The sequence below is a fragment of the Terriglobus sp. ADX1 genome, from assembly GCF_036877645.1.
Taxonomy (GTDB): domain Bacteria; phylum Acidobacteriota; class Terriglobia; order Terriglobales; family Acidobacteriaceae; genus Terriglobus.
In genome coordinates this window covers 37,096-55,656 of record NZ_JAEDXV010000029.1, presented here as the reverse complement: position 1 = coordinate 55,656, position 18,561 = coordinate 37,096, and the positions used below count along the sequence as shown (strand labels likewise).

Genomic DNA, 18,561 nt, shown 5'->3' with positions numbered 1-18,561 from the left:
TTGAAGGACCTGCATTCCTATCCCGGCACTACGATTCCACCGGCAAGCCACAAACGGTAACTCGCAAACAAAAGACACTTACAGCTTTGAACAGCCGGCAACCCGTCTACTATCCCCTCTGCGATATCCTTCCCTCGACCCTAAGCAGGAGCTTTCCACGTTGCGCAAACTCATCGCCATCGCAGCCCTTTTCGTAGCAACCACCGCCTCATATGCGCAGCAGAAATCCCCCGTCGACGAAGTGGACACCACCATCGGCAACGTCGGTATCCTGCTTGTTCCCACACGTCCCACGGCGTATCGCCCCAACAGCATGGTGCGCGTGTACCCCGTGCGCAATGACGCGCTCGATGACCAGATCCAATACTTCCCGCTGACCATCCTTTCGCATCGTCAGCCCGATCTCTTCGCCATCCTGCCCGGCGACGGCACGCCGCAGACCTACGACAACGAGCACGCAACGCCGTATCTCTACACCAGCCGTCTCGATCAAGCGAAGATTGATATCCAGTTCGCACCGTCGCATCAGTCCGGCATCTTCCGCTTTCATTACGACGCCGACACGGCAACCGTAACGCTGCGCAACCTGCATCCCGGAGCACTCAAGGTAGAAGGCAAAGACGCCATGTCCGGCGAAGAAAAGGCTATGGGTCTCACCGCCTACTTCTATGCGGAGACCAACCATCCCGTCACCGCAACGCCCGGCGACAAGAAACTCACCCTGACCGCGCACACGTCCGATCTCGAAGTCCGCTACGGCGTCTCCTTCATCTCCGTCGAGCAGGCAAAGAAAAACCTGCACCGCGAAATCAATCACTGGGACGTCGCGCGCACCAGCGACGAAGGCCGCGCCGAATGGAACAAGGCGCTCGGTCAGATCGACATTGAAGGCGGCACACCCGAACAGCGCCGCGTCTTTTACACCTCGCTCTATCGCTGCATGGAGCGCATGATCCTCATCACAGAAGACGGCAAGTACTACTCCGCTTACGATCACAAGGTCCACACCGATGCACGCCCCTTCTACGTGGACAACTGGCTGTGGGACACCTTCCGCGCCATGGAGCCGCTGCAGACCATCCTGAATCCTGACATGCAGGCAGACAAGATTCAGTCGTACGTCCGCATGTATCAACAGGGCGGCATCATGCCCACCTTCGCTCTGGCATCCGGCCCCGGTGCCACCATGAACGGCTACCACGCCGCTCCGTGGATCGCCGACGCATACAACAAGGGCGTTCGCAACTTCGATCTGCCCACCGCCTATGAAGGTCTGCGCAAGCGCGCACTCGACACCACAGTCCTGCCGTGGGAACTCGGCCCCAGGACCTCGCTTGACGATTTCTACAGCACGCACGGCTACATGCCCGCGCTGCATCCCGGCGAGAAGGAAACCGTAGCCGGTGTCAACGACTTCGAAAAGCGTCAAGCCGTCGCCGTCACGTATGAAATCAGCACCGACGACTGGTCCATCGCACAACTCGCCACCGTGTTGAAGAAGCCGGAAGACCGTGAACTCTTCCTCAAGCGCAGCACCAACTACCGCAACCTCTTCCGCGCAGACAAAGGCCTCGCATGGCCCAAGGATGACAAGGGCAACTGGATCAACATCGATCCCAAGTTCGACGGTGGCATGGGCGGTCGCGACTATTACGACGAGAACAACGCCTACACCTACACATGGGACGTGGTCCACGACTACGACGGCCTCTTTGACCTGATGGGCGGCAAGCAGAAAGCCACCGCCAACCTCGATCAACTCTTCCGCGAACCGCTGCCCGCCAGCAAGTACGCCTTCCAGGCAAAGTTTCCGGACAGCACCTCCATGGTGGGCGAATTCAGCATGGCCAACGAGCCTTCGCTCCCCATCCCTTACGTCTACAACCGCCTCGGCCAACCATGGAAAACCCAGAAGCGCATCCGCTCACTGATTGACGCCTTCTTCCCCGCCACTCTGCACGGCATCCCCGGCGATGAAGACGGCGGCGGCCTCACCGGCTTCGTCGTCTTCTCCATGATGGGCTTCTACCCCATCTCACCCGGCGTCCCGGTCTATGACATCGGCAGCCCTATCTTCAGCAAGGTCACCATCCATCTGAAGAACGGCAAGGACTTCATCGTCAGCGCACCCAACACCAGCCGCGACGCGAAGTACGTGCAGTCCGCCACATGGAACGGTCAGCCGCTCACGCGCCTCTGGTTCACGCACAGCAACCTCACCTCGGGCGGCACACTCAGCCTGAACATGAGCAACATCCCTAACACCACCCTCGGCACCGCGGACGCAGACCTGCCCCCAGCCAGCATCCACACCGACCCCACCAAGTTCCAATAGCAAAGCAAAAGTAAACAACAACCGAATGCCCGGGTTTCGCTGAAGAAATCCGGGCATTTCCGTCAAAGCACCAAGGAAGTCCGTCATCCTCAACAGCAACGTTGGTCATTCTGAACCAGCAACGCAGTTCTTCATTCTGAGCGGCAACGCAGGGTGGCCATCGTGAAAAACAACGCAGTTCGTCATTCTGAGCGGCAACGCAGTTCTTTATCCTGAACAGCAACCAGTTGGTCATTCTGAGCGAAGCGAAGAATCCCAACACATTTTCAAGCGGCGACACGCTCAAACCCTTCCAGCCACCAAACCAAACCAGCTTCGCAAAAGCGAAGCTCATACGGTCAAAGACCGTCATCCTGAACGAAGCGAAGCGGAGCTGAAGGACCTGCATTCCTTTCACGCACTACGATTCCGCTGGAAAAGCCAAACCAAGCCGACCCGCTGACTTGCTATCCTGACACCTACGCCAATGAGCACTTTCCAGAACGAAACTGACGTCTACGCCATCCACGGGGCCGACCCCGAAGTCCTCGCCTACGCCATGGCCAAGTACTCCCGTTCCGCGCTCACCCTGCGCGAATCGCTGGCGGAAATCTCCTCGCAGAAGGCCGAGCAGTTCCTCAACACCTTCTACTTCCAGTACGGCCATCGCTCCATCGCGGACCTCGCGCACGTCGCCTTCGCCATTGAGCGACTCTCCCTCCTCGCCGCCATCGACCTCGTCGACGAGCAGCGCTGGGACGGTCAGGAGCGCAGCACGCGCTACCAGAACTTCCGCAAATCCGGCTGGTACACGCCAACCTTCGACGACGCCGAAAATCAAACCGAATACACCAGGACCATCGAAAGCCTCTTCGACGGCTACACGGAAATCGGCGAAGGCATGCTCACGGAGTTGAAGGCACACGCACCGCGGCCTGAGGGCATGGACGACGCGGCCTACACGCGCACCCTCCGCGCCCGCGCCTACGACATGGCGCGTTACCTGCTGCCGCTGGCCACCAACACCTCACTCGGCCAGATCACCAACGCCCGCACCCTAGAAGGTCAGGTAGCCCGCCTGCTCGGCAGCGACTACCCGGAAATCCGTACACTCGGCGAAAAGCTCCGCGCCGCCGCCGCCGGCCCCGCATGGCAGGTCAATGAAACCGCCTGCAGCGATCTGGTGCAGGCCATTGAAGCACTCGAACCGGAAATCGCCAGCTCGGCCCATGAACTCCTGCGCCGCGAAGTCCGCGTAAGCCCCACGCTGGTCAAATACACCACGCCCAGCGAATTTACGCGCGTCACAAAACCCCTGCTGGAGCAGGCCGCAGCCGAACTCCTCGCCGGCGAATCCATCGTCCCCATGCCGCCGGACTCGCCCAACGTCGAACTCATCACGCCGCCCACCGGCGAAACACTCTCCCTTGAGATCGACCTCGCAACCTCGCTGCTCTACCCGCACACGCAGTACCGCTTCCGTCAGATTCGCAACGCCGTCGCCTCACTCAGCGAGAAGCGCATTAGCGAAATCATCGACCTCGGCCTGCAGCACCGCGGCCGTCACGACGAACTGCCCCGCGCCTTCGCCGCCGCCAACGGCCTGCGTTTTGACATCCTCATGGACATCGGCGGCTTCCGCGATATGCACCGCCACCGCCGCTGCACGCAACTCCTGCAGCCCTGGACCACAGCACACGGCTACGAACTCCCGGACTTCCCATCGCAGCCCGCGCTATCGGCATCGCCCGTCTTCGCGCGCTACACAGAACTCATCCAGCAGGCGTTCGCCTTCCACGCCAACGCCACAGGCATCCCGGCCAACGCGACAGCCGCACTCACATCGCCAAAGCTCGCAGCACATTCAGCCGCATCCGTGCCGCTGCCTCACTTCAACGAACAAGGTATCCAGATGAAGTGGGCCGCACCACCCAGCGGGATCTCCAGCACAGACAACAAGCCTCACAAGTGCAACCCGCACGCAGCCGACTACGTGCTGCCACTGGCCACCCGCTGCCGCTCACTCTTCACCATGGACTTCGCAGAAGCCGTCTACATCTGCGAACTCCGCAGCACCCCCGCAGGCCACTGGAGCTACCGCAACGTCGCATGGCAAATGTATTCGGAAGTCGCAAAGCAATACCCATCACTTGCAAAACACTTCCGCATCCGCGACCCACACGAACCCATCGACCTGCTCGTCCGCTAAACCAGCAAAGCTCACACGGCCAAAGGTCGTCATCCTGAGCGAAACGAAGTGAAGCCAAAGGACCTGCATTCCTCTGTGCTCACTACGATGCCTCGGGACCAGAGCGAACCTGGGGCGGCAAAACCGCTCATTCGCGCACCTTTTCGAGACAGTACGAAGTACTCGAAAGGGCAGGGCTTCAGCCCTGCCGTAAAGCCGCGCGATACAAGGGGGTGAAACAACCACTAAGGCTTCAACGAAGCCAGATAAGCCGCCACATCCACAATGTCCGCATCAGAAAGTCCAGCCACCACCGGCTTCATCGCCGCAGCATTCTTCCCATCGCGCGTGCCGCTACGGAAATCAAACAACTGCCGCGCCGTAGCCGTGGGCGAATGTCCAGCCAGCGACGGGAACGTATCACTCATCCCCTTCAAATCCGCACCATGACACATCGTGCAAGCCATCTTGCTCGCGCCACCACTCTTCACCAGGGCCTCACCACGAGCAATACTGCCAACAGGTACATAAGCAACAAACCCGGTAGAAGGATCACGCAGCTTCGTCCGATCCACATTCTCTGACACTTCCACAATGCGATCGCCAATCGGCGCCTGCGCACCCGAAGGATCAGGAAGCTGAATCGTATGCGGCCCCGGATGCGTCACTGGTGCCATCGCCGACTCCACCACTCGGACATGCGTCACCGCCGGAACCGAGTGAAAATACTCCGCCGCCTGCCGAGCCTCTTCCGGCGTCAGCGCCTTGGCAATCGCAATCATGCCCGTCAGGCTCGATGGCGTATATGCAGGATGACGACGATCATTTTTCATGTCGTCTAACTGCTGCAGAAAATAAGCCACTGGCAGCCCTTGCAGATCACCCGTCTCCGGCTTACCTGCGCCATTCATCAGGTGACACGTGCCGCACGCTTTGTACTTCTCCGTCCCCGTAATCACTGGCGAAGGAGGCACCGGATGCGACTTCGGAAACCAGTCAATCGTCGCATTCACGCGATTAATCTGCGTATCCGTAAACGCCTGCGTGCTGCCCGGCAAATGATACAGCTTCCCATCATCCGGTGCTGGCTCTTCATGAACTCCCTGCGGATATGCCCACGCGGGAACCTTCGGCGCATCAGCCGGATAAGCATGAACAACGGACGAGCCCAGCGCAGCCACAGCCAGCGCGGCAAACAACGCAGTAAAAACCTTGGGTGAATTCACCCAGCAATCCTGCCGTATCCGCGCCACATCTTGCAACTCTTCGCAAGAGAAGAAACCTATCTTCCTCATCTCGAAGCGAAGCCCATACTCAAACCAGCTTCACAAGCAAAGCTCATACGAACGAAGTTCGTCATCCTGAGCGAAGCCGAAGGACCTGCATTCCTCTCTGCCCACTACAACGCCGATAGCAAACCAACGTACCTATCGCGCTACGATACGCACAAAGTACGTCCACTCAGTAGTAGTGATTCCAGCAACCGCAAGTGAACGCGGGCCTCACAACGCGGAAACAGGTTGCGCATTCCATAGGCTCGCGGAAAGCGCTGCTCACTCACTCCATCCGCAAAGCCTGCATCGGTTCAATGCGCGAAGCCCGCCATGCAGGCACAAGACACGCGCACATTGCCACCAGCAATAGCGTTGCAATCACACCAAACAACACCGCAGGATCAAGCGGCTTTGTTCCAAACAACATCGACTGCAACACACGTGTCACTGCAAAACTCGCGACCATCCCCAGCCCAAGCCCGAACAGTGCCGGCTTCATGCCATCCACCAGCATCTGTTGCAGCAACTGGTCACGCCTCGCACCCAACGCCATACGAATGCCAAGCTCCTGCGTTCGCTGCACCGTCAGATAGGACAACACGCCATACAAACCTACGGAAGCCAGCAGCAACGACAACACCGCAAACGCCAGCACCAGTGCAGCACTCAAACTCTGATTCCCCAGCGACTCACCAACCACCTGATCCATCGTCCGCACATCCGCCACCGGCAACCCTGGATCCAGCGCCGCAATCTGTTTCTGTATCGGCAGCGCAAGCTGCAATGCGTCATATTGCGTGCGCACTGCCAACGTTGCTCCGCCCATCGTTCCATCCAGCAGCGGGAAGTACATCATCGGTCGCGCTTCCTTACCCACTTGGTAGATCACATCGCCCACCACGCCAACAATCTCGTAATCCACCGCGTCCGGCTTACCTTTCAACGCATGAGCCGCCACATGCAAGTGCCTGCCGATCGCATCTTCTCCAGGAAAGTAACGATCCGCCAGTTGCTTACTGATGATCACCTTGTACGCACGGTCCAACCGATCCTGGTTCGTGAAAAAGCGTCCACGCACCAGCGGGATTCCCAACCCTGTGAAGTACCCCGGATCAGCCCATCGCTCCAGTCCAATTTGTAAAGGCGCACCCGCCTGAAGTGGTGGATGCTCCTTCACCGTGAACACAAAGTCGCCCCAGTATCCAGCAGCAGGCACCGTATTACCCAGCGCAACTGCCTTCACGCCCGGCAACGCGCGCACGCGCTCTAACAGTGATTCATGAAAAGCATTAATCTTTTCCGGCGTGTCGTACTGCTTGTCGGGAAGGCTGTAACGAAGAGTCAGCACGTTCTTCGTCACACAACCAACATCCGTGGTTCGCAACTTCAGAAAGCTCTTACCCAATAATCCCGCAGCCACAAGCAACACAACCGTGATCGCAATCTCCACGGTAAGCATCCACTTGCGCAACGCGGTGCGACCCATGCTGCTGGCTCCAGTACGCGCAGAACTCTGCATCGCACTCAGCATCGACTTGTCCGTAGATGACAGCGCAGGAAGCAGCCCTGCAACCAGCGCCGCAACACACATTAACGCACAAGCAAAGGCAATCACCGTGCCGTCCAGATGAATGCTTTGCACGCTGGGCAAATCCTTCCATGCATGCGCAAGAATCTGCGTCGCCAGTACAGACAGTGCCACGCCAAACGCGCCACCAACCAGACAGATCAGCACGCTCTCCGTCATCTGTTCGCGGATCAACGCACCACGCTGCGCACCCAACGCACTACGAATCGCAACCTCACGCTGCCGCGCAGCGCCACGCGCCACCAGCAGGTTCGACACATTCAAACAGCCAATCAACAACATGCACGCCACCGCGCCCAGCATCAGTTGCAGCGGCTGTTTTACATCACCCGTCACGTCCTCATGCAGCGGCCTCATTTCCACCAGGTCATGCACCGGCTCATTCGGATAGGCAAGGTGAAGCTGCATCTGCACCGCCTGCACCTGCGCTACCGCGCTCGCCAGCGAAACACCATCCTTCATGCGCGCAATCACCTGGCTCTGGTGATAGTCATGGTGCAGCAGCGTCTCTCCCATATCGCCCTGGTACGGCACCCACAACACAATCCCCGCATCCGGATACCGGAACCACGACGGCAACACACCCACTACCGTATACGGCTTGTCATCCAGATGAATCTGGTGACCCACGATCGCTGCATCGCCACCAAATCGCCGCTGATACACACTCCACGTCAGCATCACCAAGGTGCTGCCCGGCTTATCCTCCGCCTCTGTGAACCAGCGACCCACCGCAGGCTGCACACCCAACACCCGCATCAAATTCCACGACCCCGCAGCGGCACGCACTGACTCCGGCAATTCACCATGCTCGCCCGTCAGGTTGTAACCCGCGCCGCGCGTCACGGCCATGTCCTCAAAGCCATGCGTCTTCGATCGCCAATCGTAAAAGTCCGCAGGAGACACCGGGTTGTATCCCGGCTTGGCAGGACGCACGCCATCCTTCGTGCGGTCCTCATACGACATCACAAGCTTGTCAGGATCGTGAAACGGCAACGGCCGCAGCAGCACCGAACGCGCAATCGTGAATAACGACGTCGCTGCGCCGATGCAGAGCGCCACCACAATAACTGCAACCAGCGAGAACCCCGGTGTACGTCGCAGTGTGCGGCACGCAAACTTCACATCGCGTGCAACACTCGTCAGCGGCTGAAACGAGTTCTGCGCCCACAACGATTCACGCACCTTCTCCCTGCTCCCTAACTTCATATGAGCCTGTCGACGCGCCTCTTCCTTCGACATGCCGCGCGCCACATTGTCCGCCATCTCCTCATTCAGAAACGACGCCATCTCTTCCTGCAACTCCGCATCGGAACGCTTACGACGAAAGAACCGGAACCAGCTCATTGCGCACCTCCCTCTTCGCCCATCACCAACCCAATCGCACGCGTCATCTGTCGCCACCGCGTTACTTCGCGTACCAGTTGTTTACGGCCTTCCGCAGTCAGCTTGTAAAACTTCGCTTTGCGATTGTTCTCACTCGTTCCCCAATACGAAGAAACCCAACGCCGATCCTCCAGCCGATGCAGCGCGGGATAAAGAGATCCCTGTTCCACTTCAAGTACATCTTCTGAAGTGTGTTCAATCACCTTGGCAATGGTGTGCCCATGCGCATCGCCGCCCACCAGCGTCCGCAGAATCATCATGTCCAGCGTGCCCTTCAACATCTCGCCGTCCACCTGATTCTTCTTCGCCATTGCCATTTCTCCCCTCGAATTCCTATGGGAGTGAATACTACACCACTCGAATTTCTATGGGAAGGAAGAAAATGCTGTCCCGCCTCTCCAACAATCAAGTGAAAAGTAATACGGACCCAGACAAACCACGGTTCCCTGAATTCGTGAAAATGATCTGGACATCGCACAAAGTGCGAACACGCACAGCGAAGAGAACGGTACGAAGTAACCGGAAGGACAGGCCTTATCCTGCCGTACAGATCGCGAAAACAAAGGGGCCTTAGCCCCTGAGTGGGCGCAATCCTTGTATCTCCCTCAACCCATCACTACAATCCACGTCCATGCACCTGCGTTTCGGCTTCCGGACTCTCATCGCCATCTGCATCACGCTCGCCATACTCCTCGGCGTCGTCGCATGGATGCAGTACCGATGGTCAAAACGCGTGGTCACCGCAGATCTGCAACGCGAACGCGAACACATCGATCTCTCCGCATCACTCTTCGCATCGCGCTTCAATCGCAACATCGCTGACACCGTCAGCTTCCTCCAGAACGATGCTCAAACAGCGTGGTCCACAAACGCGCAGCTGCCCGCGCTTCCAAGGCTTGTGAAGGAGCTCTACCTCGTCGATGCTTCCAGCCCGCAACCCCGCATCCTGCGCGCCAATCGTTCCGGCTCATTCGCACCAGTAGCGACACCACAGTGGATGGGTCCAGGAGAATGCGCCGCAATCCTCTCACAGCAACCGCTCACCATCACCACGCCGGTGTTTCAATCCATTGTCGAAAAAACGAAACAAGGTCAGAGCGTCTTCCATATCTCGCGCGCCAACCATTGCTTCGTTGCATTGCTCGATGAAGACTTCATCAAGACCACACTCGTTCCGAAACTTCTTCAAGAGAGTTTCGGTAACTCTTCTATGAACGACTACGACTTCGCTATCGTCCCGCGACATCGCGACGCGCAGCGAATCTACGGCCCCCAAGTCAATCCCGATTTAAGAAAACCATTCTTCGCAGTATCACTGCGAAATCTCCCGCCCATACCAGGACGTCCAACCAACACACCAACACCTCCCGGCAGAATCATCCAGCGCTACCAGATTCAAACCGAAAACAACGGTCTGCCATTACGACCATCTCCTCCCAACGACATATGGGAACTACAAGTAGCGCATCGCGGCCTTCCTCTCGCAGCATCCTTCCGGCACGAGCGCCGATTAGAACTTCTGCTCGTGTTCACAGCAGAAGCTCTGCTCGGCGCATCCATCATGCTCCTCGTCATCAGCGCGCATCGCATGCAACGCGCCGCCGAACAACGCATGCAATTCGTCGCAGCGGTCTCGCATGAACTGCGCACACCCGTATCGTCCATCTCCATACTTTCGCGCAATCAGGCAGACGGCTTGGTGACCGGTGCTGACAAGGTCGCACAATACGGCGAACTCATCCATCAGCAATCACGCCGCCTCAGCGAAATGATTGAGCAGACACTGCAATACGCAGGCATCCACTCCAACCTCGGCACAAAAACCCGCACCCCGATTAACATCGCGAACATCATCACCACCGCTCTAACTGCACACAGCGACGAACTCACGCGCGCACAAATTCAAGTCGAGCAAAACATCCCCGATGACCTTCCAACCATTCACGGCGACGCCAACCTGCTCCGCATCGCCATCGACAACCTGATCTCCAACGCCATCAAGTACGCCGCCAGTGGCCGCTGGATCGGCATTCATGCCGAATACTCCGCAGGCAATCGCGCAGTCCTCGTACATATCTCGGATCGCGGTCCCGGCATCGAAGCTACTGATCGCGAACACTTGTTCGATCCTTTCTACCGCGGTCACGCCGCAACAGAAACAAACATCCCCGGCTCCGGTATCGGCCTCAGCCTCGTGCGCTCCGCAGCCGAAGCACACGGCGGCAACATCACCGTCGAAAGCACACCCGGACAAGGCAGCACCTTTACACTGAGAATCCCTGTATGACACGCATTCTCTTCATCGAAGACGAACACGCCTTTGCCATCGGCCTCATGGACCGCTTGCGTGCAGATGGCTATGAAGTGCAATGGGAGAGCACCGGAGGCAAAGGCTATCAAGCCGCCTCTGCCAGCGCCTTCGATCTCATCCTGCTCGATGTTGCGCTCCCCGGCAAAAACGGATTCGACATCTGTCGCGATCTAAGAAGTAACAGCATCGCCACACCGGTACTCATGCTCACCGCACGCGGCGAAGTCATCGACCGCGTCCTCGGCCTCAAGCTCGGCGCAGATGACTACGTGCAAAAGAACTGCGAACCCATCGAACTCATGGCACGCATTGAAGCTCTCCTACGCCGTTCGCAGCCCTCTGCAACATCGCCAGACATCGCAACTCTCGGCGATATCCGCATCGATTTCCGTCAACACGAAGTCACGCGCGCGGGTATTGCAGTAGCACTCACACCCATCGAATTCCGACTGCTTAAGTACCTTAACCAACACCGCGGCAACATCATCACCCGCGAAGAGTTGCTTGAGAACGTGTGGTCCGCAGACGGCGGCATGCTAAGCCGCACCGTCGATGTGCACGTCGCAGGCCTGCGCAAAAAGATCGAAGAAGATCCGCGCTATCCGCGCTTCCTCCTCACCATCAAAGGCGCGGGATACAAACTCGCCATCTAACTCCTCTACACCTTTACATTCCTTACATACAATTTGCACGCCTGACCTGCGCATCGCGCCACAATCAGGCTCATGAAATCCCTCTCTGTCTTTCCCGTCGTATTCGCAGCTTCCTTCTCGGTGGCCACAGCGCAACAACCACAAAGCAATCTCTCGTTTGAAGTCGCCTCCATCCGTCCCGGAGCGTCCCCCGACGCGGAAATGATCGCGATTCGCATGAGCGCAGAAAGCTCCCGCATCCACTACGTCAACGTTTCCCTGCGCGATCTCATTCGCGTCGCCTACCGAGTCATGCCATTTCAAGTGAGCGGCCCTGACTGGCTCGGCAACCGCTTCAACATTGAAGCAAGATACCCCGCCGGAGCCACAGATGATCAGGTCCCCGAAATGCTCCAGTCTCTTCTGCGCGACCGCTTCAAACTCCAGCTTCACAGCGAGTCGAAAGAGCACGCAGTCTTCGCACTCGTCGTAGGCAAGAACGGACCAAAACTTAAACCATCCGAAGTCAAAGCAACGGACTATCCCGACAGCCCCAATCGCAAACCCGGCACACCCGTACGCGGCGACATCCAGATCATGGGCAGCCCCGCCGGCATGCACCTGAAAGGCCCCGCCATCACCCTTAGCCGCCTCTGCGAAACGCTCTCCATGTTTGTCGATCAACCTGTCGTAGACCAGACCGGCCTGAAGGAGCGCTACGACATCGACCTCACCTTCATGCCCGACAACATGCGCATGCGCGGAGGCCCCGGTAGCCCAGGCCAGGGAGTCGACGGAGGCGCAGAAGCACAGCCACGCGTAACTCTCTTCGAAGCCGTGCAGGACTTCGGCCTGAAACTCGAACCGCGCAAAGCCCCACTACAGATGCTCATCGTTGACCACATCGAAAAAGCACCAACAGAAAACTAAATGAGGAACGCGCTGCCATGAAACTCATCCTCGCAACAGCATTGCTGCTCTCATGGATTCCCCGCATCCATCACACACAACGAATCATGCCACCAATACACACGGCGCCACTCAAAGTGTCCTTTCAACTAGTTATTGAGACACATTGGGTCGATCACAGAAGGAACGATCCAATCCTGAGCATAAAAATCAAGAACATCACACTAAGAAGCCGCTGGATACCAATCAACGCAACTCTGTACAGCTAGTGATCTACCTGGATAGATGACGTAGCTGTATTAAGCAGATTGAATTTCATTTTCACAAAACTAATTGACCCTCCATCCTGCTACGAGTTAACTTCAAACTTATTTCTCGGCAAGAGAGGTTGCACGTTGACGCAACGCACGGCTGCTTCCATATGGTCTACCGCACTATTGCTTGCATTGGCGGCTACAGCCCCGGCACAGAAAGCCTCTTCGAATGTCACCACATTGCATACAAGTGCGCGCCTTATTCCGATTGCCGCAGTGGTGAAGGATAAGAATGGCCTGCCCAAAGATGATCTAACAAGGGACGACTTCATTCTGAAGCAGGACAGCAAAGAGGAAAGCATCCGCTACTTCTCTGTTGCAGAGCAACTACCAATTTCGTTTGCGGTTCTGGTTGATGTGAGCGCCAGCCAAAGTACGATGGTGGCCGACGAAGTAAAGGCCAGTGACATCTTTTTTGAGACCATGTTACAGCGGCCGCAGGATCGAGCCATGCTGGTTCAGTTCGATACAACGATCCAACAGCTAAAGGGGCTTACCAATCAATACTCCCTGTTGCACCTGGCTCTGAGCTTTGTGAAAAGCGGAGCCGAGGCTAAGAATGGCACGCGCGTTATGGATGCCGTCGCCGGTGTAACGGAAAAGGTATTGGCAAAGGAGAATGGCCGCAAGGCGATTATCTTGATCACCGACGGCGGCGACACCGATAGCAGAGTCTCTTTAAAGTCCACCATCGAAGAAGCGCAGAAAACAAACGTAGCCGTCTATTCCATCTGCTACCGCGCAAGCGACTCCGGCCTCACCGGAGCTCCATCGCAAGTTATTAACGCCATGGCTGACCGTTCTAATGACATCCTCAGGAAACTTGCAAGTGAAACAGGTGGAGAAACTTTTCGCGTAACCCGCCAGATGACATTGCAGAAAATCTTGGCACAGATTGCTGATGGTCTCAACAAACAATACGAGATTGGCTACATTCCGCCGCCGGATACCACCACCAATCGGTTCCACAAGCTGGAACTTAAAGTGAAGGATCCGCACTTAAAGGTGCAGGCCCGCACTGAGTTTTTCGCCGCACCATAAGAGAACTAATCAACATCTCCGAATGACAAGTTACCTGGATGTATTAGCAGCCGCAGGCCGTGTCACTTCAACGGCCCGCAAACTGAAGCTTGCCACCGCCGCAGGATTCGAATTGGGACGCATGTACAAAGTACCCAACACTTCCCTCGCCTCGGGCGTCTGATCTCTTAACCGAAAAACAATTAACCCCGGCTGCACTTCTTTCGCAGACAACAGATTGAAACCGCCCGTCTGCTCGCGTAACTCCATCTGCGCTGCAGCGGTCGCACTCGCAGCATCATTCGGCAACGCATCTTCCAGCGCGGAATAACTCGCCTGATTAAACGCAGCTAACCAGCGATACAACAAATGCCCCGCAGGACTATCCGGGATCAACCCCGACTGCTCCCCAAACCGAGGCAGATGCACAATCACCGTCGCATGCACATTGCTAATGCGTTGTCCTTTCTTCGCAGGCACAGGAGCATCGGCCGCATCACCCAGCACAATCGTATCCACCTGCGAAGGATCATCGTCCTCATCATCGTCTGCATGTGAACCACTCGAAGAAGACGCACCAGGAGTGCGCGCCGCACTACCACCTTCGTCATCGCGAAAACGCCTGGCTTTGCCGTGCCCCAACCCCATGCCAACCATTGACAGAACGCCGCCAGCAATCATCACAGCCAGCAACACCGCAGAGGGCCGCATCGGCTGCCGAGCCATCACAGCGAAGCTCGGCACACGACTGGAACGCGACGCTGTCACCACCGGTGGCTGCATGAGGCAAGGCTCCTCAACGCCGCCAGTCACGGGCCGAAGCGCGGCATGGCCTCAGTGTAGCTGCTGATCGTCGTTTCATATTGGCAATACGAAAATGGCGGTGATCGCAACACCGCGCATAAGCATCTCACCATGCGTGTCCAGTAAGAAAAAGCCGCCCGTAATGACGGAGTGCGAAGTCAAAGTCAGAGGTCGCTGGCTGCCATGCACTCTCTACGAAGCTCTCACCGAACGAGGCGAGTTGATGCGCTGCAAATACTGCCACGGCCCAGTGCAAGCGTTGAAAGAATCTTCCACCGGTGCCCGAGCCCATATCGAACACCTGCAAAGTCATCCCGGCTGCAGATTTCCAGTGACGAAGTTCAGTGGAGTTGAATCAAAGCACCCACTCGCGCTGAAATAGCTCCCCCTCATACAAATCTGTTGTCATCCAATTGGATTGGTAACGATAAGCCGACTTGTCGTTACCAAAGCACAAAATCGACGGTCAGTCTTCTTTCACAAACCGCCCGGTCTCTGCTTTGTACGGGCTAACGGTTGTGCGTGGGCCAAGAGGCCGGGGAATGGGGAGAGGCTGGCTTTTATCCTTTCGCTGGTCGTCAATTTCGACTGCAAATGCGGGCATCGCATTCTCAGCTTCTGGGGTGGTGATGAACGATTTATTAAGTAGAGCTTCTCTAAGTTCATGAAACGGCTCTTGGTGATGAGCTACTAAGGCAGCCAGAGAGGTAGCGAAATCAGCCGCACTGCCATAGTGAAGTGAGTCGTATTGAAGAGTGCCTACGTTCCGTCCTTCAGATTCCATACCCGCTTCCTGTCGTGCCAAGAGAAGTTTCTGCACACTGGTGAAGCCTGAGAGCGTCGAACAGGAGCTACTGCTGAGTGCACGGCGTGAAGTAATAGTGGGAACGCCGGGTACAAGTATTCCTTCGGCTGTCCCTTGGTTCTGCCAGCGCTCTTCCACGACGTAGGTGTAAGGTTGTGGCCAACCGTCAGCTGGCGAGAGCGCGAAGGAATCCCCGCACGCTCCTCCGAAAAACGTGCCATCGCGTTGCCGATCATCATCAATCACGGCTACTTTCAAGGTGATCCTCGTCTCGTTGAGGAGTGTTGCTGTAAACCCCGGCGGGGGATTAAGAGCGAGGATCGCGGCAGCCAAATGGACCATTTGCTGGTGCGCGAGGTGGCGCCAATTGTAGGGCTGGTCCGATTTGTCGCGGGCTTCGTAAACTCGTAGCGCATATCTTGAGCGCTCGGGTTCAGGCATTGTGGCGAAGAGCACAAGCGCCTGAGCTGGGAAGTCAGGAAGAGCCGCCTCAACTCCTTCGAACGACAGCGTGCCGTGGAGCTGGATTAGAGCGTCAAGAATAGCCTGCATCGAGTCAAGCTGCTGCTTCTGCTCCGGCGTTCTAGGAATGTAATTGCCCCGCGGATCATATTCCTGGGGTGGAACAGAGTTGTACGTTTCTGCGAGGCCCTGCAGAACAGGCAACTCATCCGTATCAGCAGTGCTTGCAGCGAAAGTTGCGCCCCAGGCTACCAGACGAGGATCGCCACTCCGCAGCCAGTGGTCGATCTGATCATGCGACGCCTGAGTCGGAACACTCTGGGAACCGGCCACAGGTGACATCAATAAGACAGTGATAATCCAAGTCTGGAAGTTCAGTGAGAATCTCATCGCAAACACTTCCTAGCGACTTAAGTTTGGAACGGCTGCAAGATGGACGGATTGGAGACGAGTTTAGTAACGATAAACGCCGTTCGCGTCAGGTGACCTGCTGACGCGAAGCGGACTTCTAGGGACCAGGTGTCTTCAATGGTTGAATGGTGCCTCCTGCGACCAATGAAAGCCCCGATCGGTCAGCTCCGAGTGCGGTTGTTGTGGCTTGAGTCGAAAGGATATATAGCGTTCCGCTCCACCCACGCCACACTGAAGGAGCACGCATGTTAAAAAGATGGCCTTTGCTGCGTTGGCTAGCTTTAGTGCCCGAGTATTGTCGAGTCGAATATTGACTTCAAGTGATGGTCTAGCAGGTCTCTGTTGTATCAGCAGCTGCCACAAGGGTCGGGCATGAGGCCATACTAGGTAGCCCGACAGTAAGAGCAAATTGACGGAGTAAAGTTTCACTGGCACGTCATAGAAGAAGTTCAAAGCCACAATGTTGGTCAGTACGGCGAATGAGATGAGGGAACCAAGAGGAGCGGTACGCCGAGAGAACAGCAATACTCCGGGTAGAACTTCCATCAGCCCTGCAAAGATTGTGTAGCCGGTCGAGTATCCCATGAAGTTCCATAACAGCCCCATAGGTGACGAAGCACCGTATGTCTCGTTGAGCCGAACTGCATCCAGGTGCTGAAACTGTGTTGGGACCACTTTTGCCATGCCGTAGCTGAGCAGCGTCAAGGCGAGAGAATACCGCGCAAACACTCGCAACCAAGCCTCAAGAAATTCGTGGTTCTCGTTTCGGCAGTCGAGGGCTGACCAGACAGCGACGAGTACTCCGGCTGCGATCACACAAACAGCATTGCCGACATAGTCGATGAGTTTATCTCCGCTCCCCGTAGTTTGTGCGTAGTCAACCATGTGCTGCGGGTGGAAAAGCACAATTACAAGACGGAACATCAAGAAGTGCCAAATCTTTTCAGGCCAAGACAGGAGAAAACTCATCCCAGGTAGCCAGTGAAGCACTGATCCGGCGTGGTACAAGATGAGGTAGCAGAAGACCCAGCGAAATCGTAATTTCCGTTCCGTGGACCAACGACTCATGTGTGGCGAAGGACTGTATTCAAGATTCGGCAGCATTGCGAACATTCCCCGGGGAAGCTGACTACGCGGCACGAGTGTAATCGGTCAGATTCAATCATGGAAAGTCAACGCATGATCTCCGGACAGCGCTTCGACTGTACATCACAAGAGATACGGATTAGTCTCATAAACGCCGTTCTCTTCAATTGACGATCACTTCCGACAAACCGACTTACAAGGACGAACTATTTCAAACTGCGTTGCACAGCTCTACTTCTCCTCGAATGCAAGCGCTTCGCTCCAGGCGTCATGAACAGCTTCAATGACAACCTTCGGTTCATCGAGCATAATCTCGTGACCGCTTCTTATAGCAATTCGCAACTGTCCCATGGAGGAGCGGCTGGCGAGATCTCTTGCCATGCTATCGACAGCTGCATTGAACTCTGCTGCATGCGCCGCCAATGGCCCATCGAAGGTGAGAGGTTTCCCATGCTCCAGCACGATCAGGGGTTTATCGAAATGCCAGACCAGCAGTTCGCCAGCAGAAAGACCTCCGTTGCGTTTGATCTGAACAGGATCGGCTGGAGGCCCCTGAACGGAGCGTGGGTCAATCGCCTGAAAGCGCCAGATCTGCTCTTCGTGAGCTGAATCAATGAAGACAAAACCAGCGACATTCTGTGGGAAGTATCGTGCGTATCTTCGTACCAGAACACCACCTGCCGAATGACCGACAAGTAGGTACGGTGGATTGATGTGGGCAGAAGCTAACAGATTCTTGAGGTCATCTACCTGCTCATCCGTACTTTCACTTTCAGGGCGTCCCGACAGGTGATCGACCGTGCTCTGCCCTAAGCCTTCTCTGTCATAACCGCACACCTGCGTGAAGCGAGCGATCTCGGGTTGTATCAGTTTCCAGTCACTTGCTTCGCGAAAAAGACCGGTGCTCAGTATGACGACAGGACCGTGGCGTTGGCCTTCGCAGTGAAGGTACAAATGTTTCTCACCAGCGGGGACTATACCCGATTGAGCGAGAGCGCTTTGATCGCACGCAATCCCCAACACCGCCAGATATGTGAGCGCAGAGAGTAACCTCACC

At 56.5% G+C, this 18,561-nt stretch carries 13 protein-coding genes; 6 read left to right on the top strand and 7 right to left on the bottom strand.

Annotated features, from left to right (window positions below; all coding sequences use genetic code 11):
• The first annotated feature begins 160 nt into the window (after positions 1–160).
• Both JAO32_RS16590 and JAO32_RS16585 read left to right on the top strand, forming a co-directional pair.
• Entirely contained in the window at positions 161–2,335 is a 2,175-nt protein-coding gene (locus tag JAO32_RS16590) for a GH92 family glycosyl hydrolase (RefSeq protein WP_334242437.1), read from the top strand.
• Positions 2,336–2,801: 466 nt separating this feature from the next.
• Complete coding sequence (locus JAO32_RS16585) at positions 2,802–4,523, top strand: FAD-dependent thymidylate synthase (protein ID WP_334242435.1); 1,722 nt, start codon at positions 2,802–2,804, stop codon at positions 4,521–4,523.
• A 224-nt stretch (positions 4,524–4,747) separates the two neighbouring features.
• Here the strand turns inward: JAO32_RS16585 and JAO32_RS16580 are convergent, their stop codons facing one another.
• From JAO32_RS16580 to JAO32_RS16570, 3 genes are all read right to left on the bottom strand, one after another.
• Entirely contained in the window at positions 4,748–5,728 is a 981-nt protein-coding gene (locus JAO32_RS16580) for a c-type cytochrome (protein ID WP_334242433.1), read from the bottom strand.
• Positions 5,729–6,059: 331 nt separating this feature from the next.
• The gene (locus JAO32_RS16575) at positions 6,060–8,711 is read right to left on the bottom strand and encodes an ABC transporter permease (protein WP_334242432.1); all 2,652 of its coding nucleotides are present in this window, start codon (positions 8,709–8,711) and stop codon (positions 6,060–6,062) included.
• The gene (locus tag JAO32_RS16570) at positions 8,708–9,061 is read right to left on the bottom strand and encodes a PadR family transcriptional regulator (protein ID WP_443082611.1); all 354 of its coding nucleotides are present in this window, start codon (positions 9,059–9,061) and stop codon (positions 8,708–8,710) included. The genes JAO32_RS16575 and JAO32_RS16570 overlap by 4 nt, the downstream gene beginning before the upstream one ends.
• A 320-nt stretch (positions 9,062–9,381) precedes the next feature.
• Here JAO32_RS16570 and JAO32_RS16565 point away from each other — a divergent pair, with 320 nt between their 5' ends.
• The 4 genes from JAO32_RS16565 to JAO32_RS16550 all read left to right on the top strand — a co-directional run bounded on the left by JAO32_RS16565 (position 9,382) and on the right by JAO32_RS16550 (position 13,957).
• The gene (locus JAO32_RS16565) at positions 9,382–11,037 is read left to right on the top strand and encodes a sensor histidine kinase (protein ID WP_334242427.1); all 1,656 of its coding nucleotides are present in this window, start codon (positions 9,382–9,384) and stop codon (positions 11,035–11,037) included.
• Positions 11,034–11,714, top strand: coding sequence for a response regulator transcription factor (locus JAO32_RS16560; RefSeq protein ID WP_334242425.1), 681 nt, complete (start codon positions 11,034–11,036; stop codon positions 11,712–11,714). Before JAO32_RS16565 ends, JAO32_RS16560 begins: the two co-directional genes overlap by 4 nt.
• 72 nt (positions 11,715–11,786) lie before the next feature.
• Positions 11,787–12,623 (top strand): TIGR03435 family protein, encoded by an 837-nt coding sequence (locus JAO32_RS16555; RefSeq protein WP_334242423.1) that lies wholly within the window; start codon positions 11,787–11,789, stop codon positions 12,621–12,623.
• 374 nt (positions 12,624–12,997) lie between these two features.
• The gene (locus tag JAO32_RS16550; RefSeq protein ID WP_334242421.1) at positions 12,998–13,957 is read left to right on the top strand and encodes a VWA domain-containing protein; all 960 of its coding nucleotides are present in this window, start codon (positions 12,998–13,000) and stop codon (positions 13,955–13,957) included.
• A 30-nt stretch (positions 13,958–13,987) separates the two neighbouring features.
• Here the strand turns inward: JAO32_RS16550 and JAO32_RS16545 are convergent, their stop codons facing one another.
• From JAO32_RS16545 to JAO32_RS16530, 4 genes are all read right to left on the bottom strand, one after another.
• On the bottom strand, positions 13,988–14,719 hold the full coding sequence (locus JAO32_RS16545) for a hypothetical protein (RefSeq protein ID WP_334242419.1): 732 nt from the start codon (positions 14,717–14,719) through the stop codon (positions 13,988–13,990).
• A 487-nt stretch (positions 14,720–15,206) separates the two neighbouring features.
• Positions 15,207–16,397 (bottom strand): hypothetical protein, encoded by a 1,191-nt coding sequence (locus JAO32_RS16540; protein ID WP_334242417.1) that lies wholly within the window; start codon positions 16,395–16,397, stop codon positions 15,207–15,209.
• A gap of 135 nt (positions 16,398–16,532) precedes the next feature.
• Positions 16,533–17,387, bottom strand: a complete 855-nt coding sequence (locus JAO32_RS16535; RefSeq protein ID WP_334242416.1) for a hypothetical protein — start codon at positions 17,385–17,387, stop codon at positions 16,533–16,535.
• Between the two features lie 348 nt (positions 17,388–17,735).
• The gene (locus JAO32_RS16530) at positions 17,736–18,560 is read right to left on the bottom strand and encodes an alpha/beta fold hydrolase (protein WP_334242414.1); all 825 of its coding nucleotides are present in this window, start codon (positions 18,558–18,560) and stop codon (positions 17,736–17,738) included.
• Position 18,561: the final 1 nt, after the last annotated feature.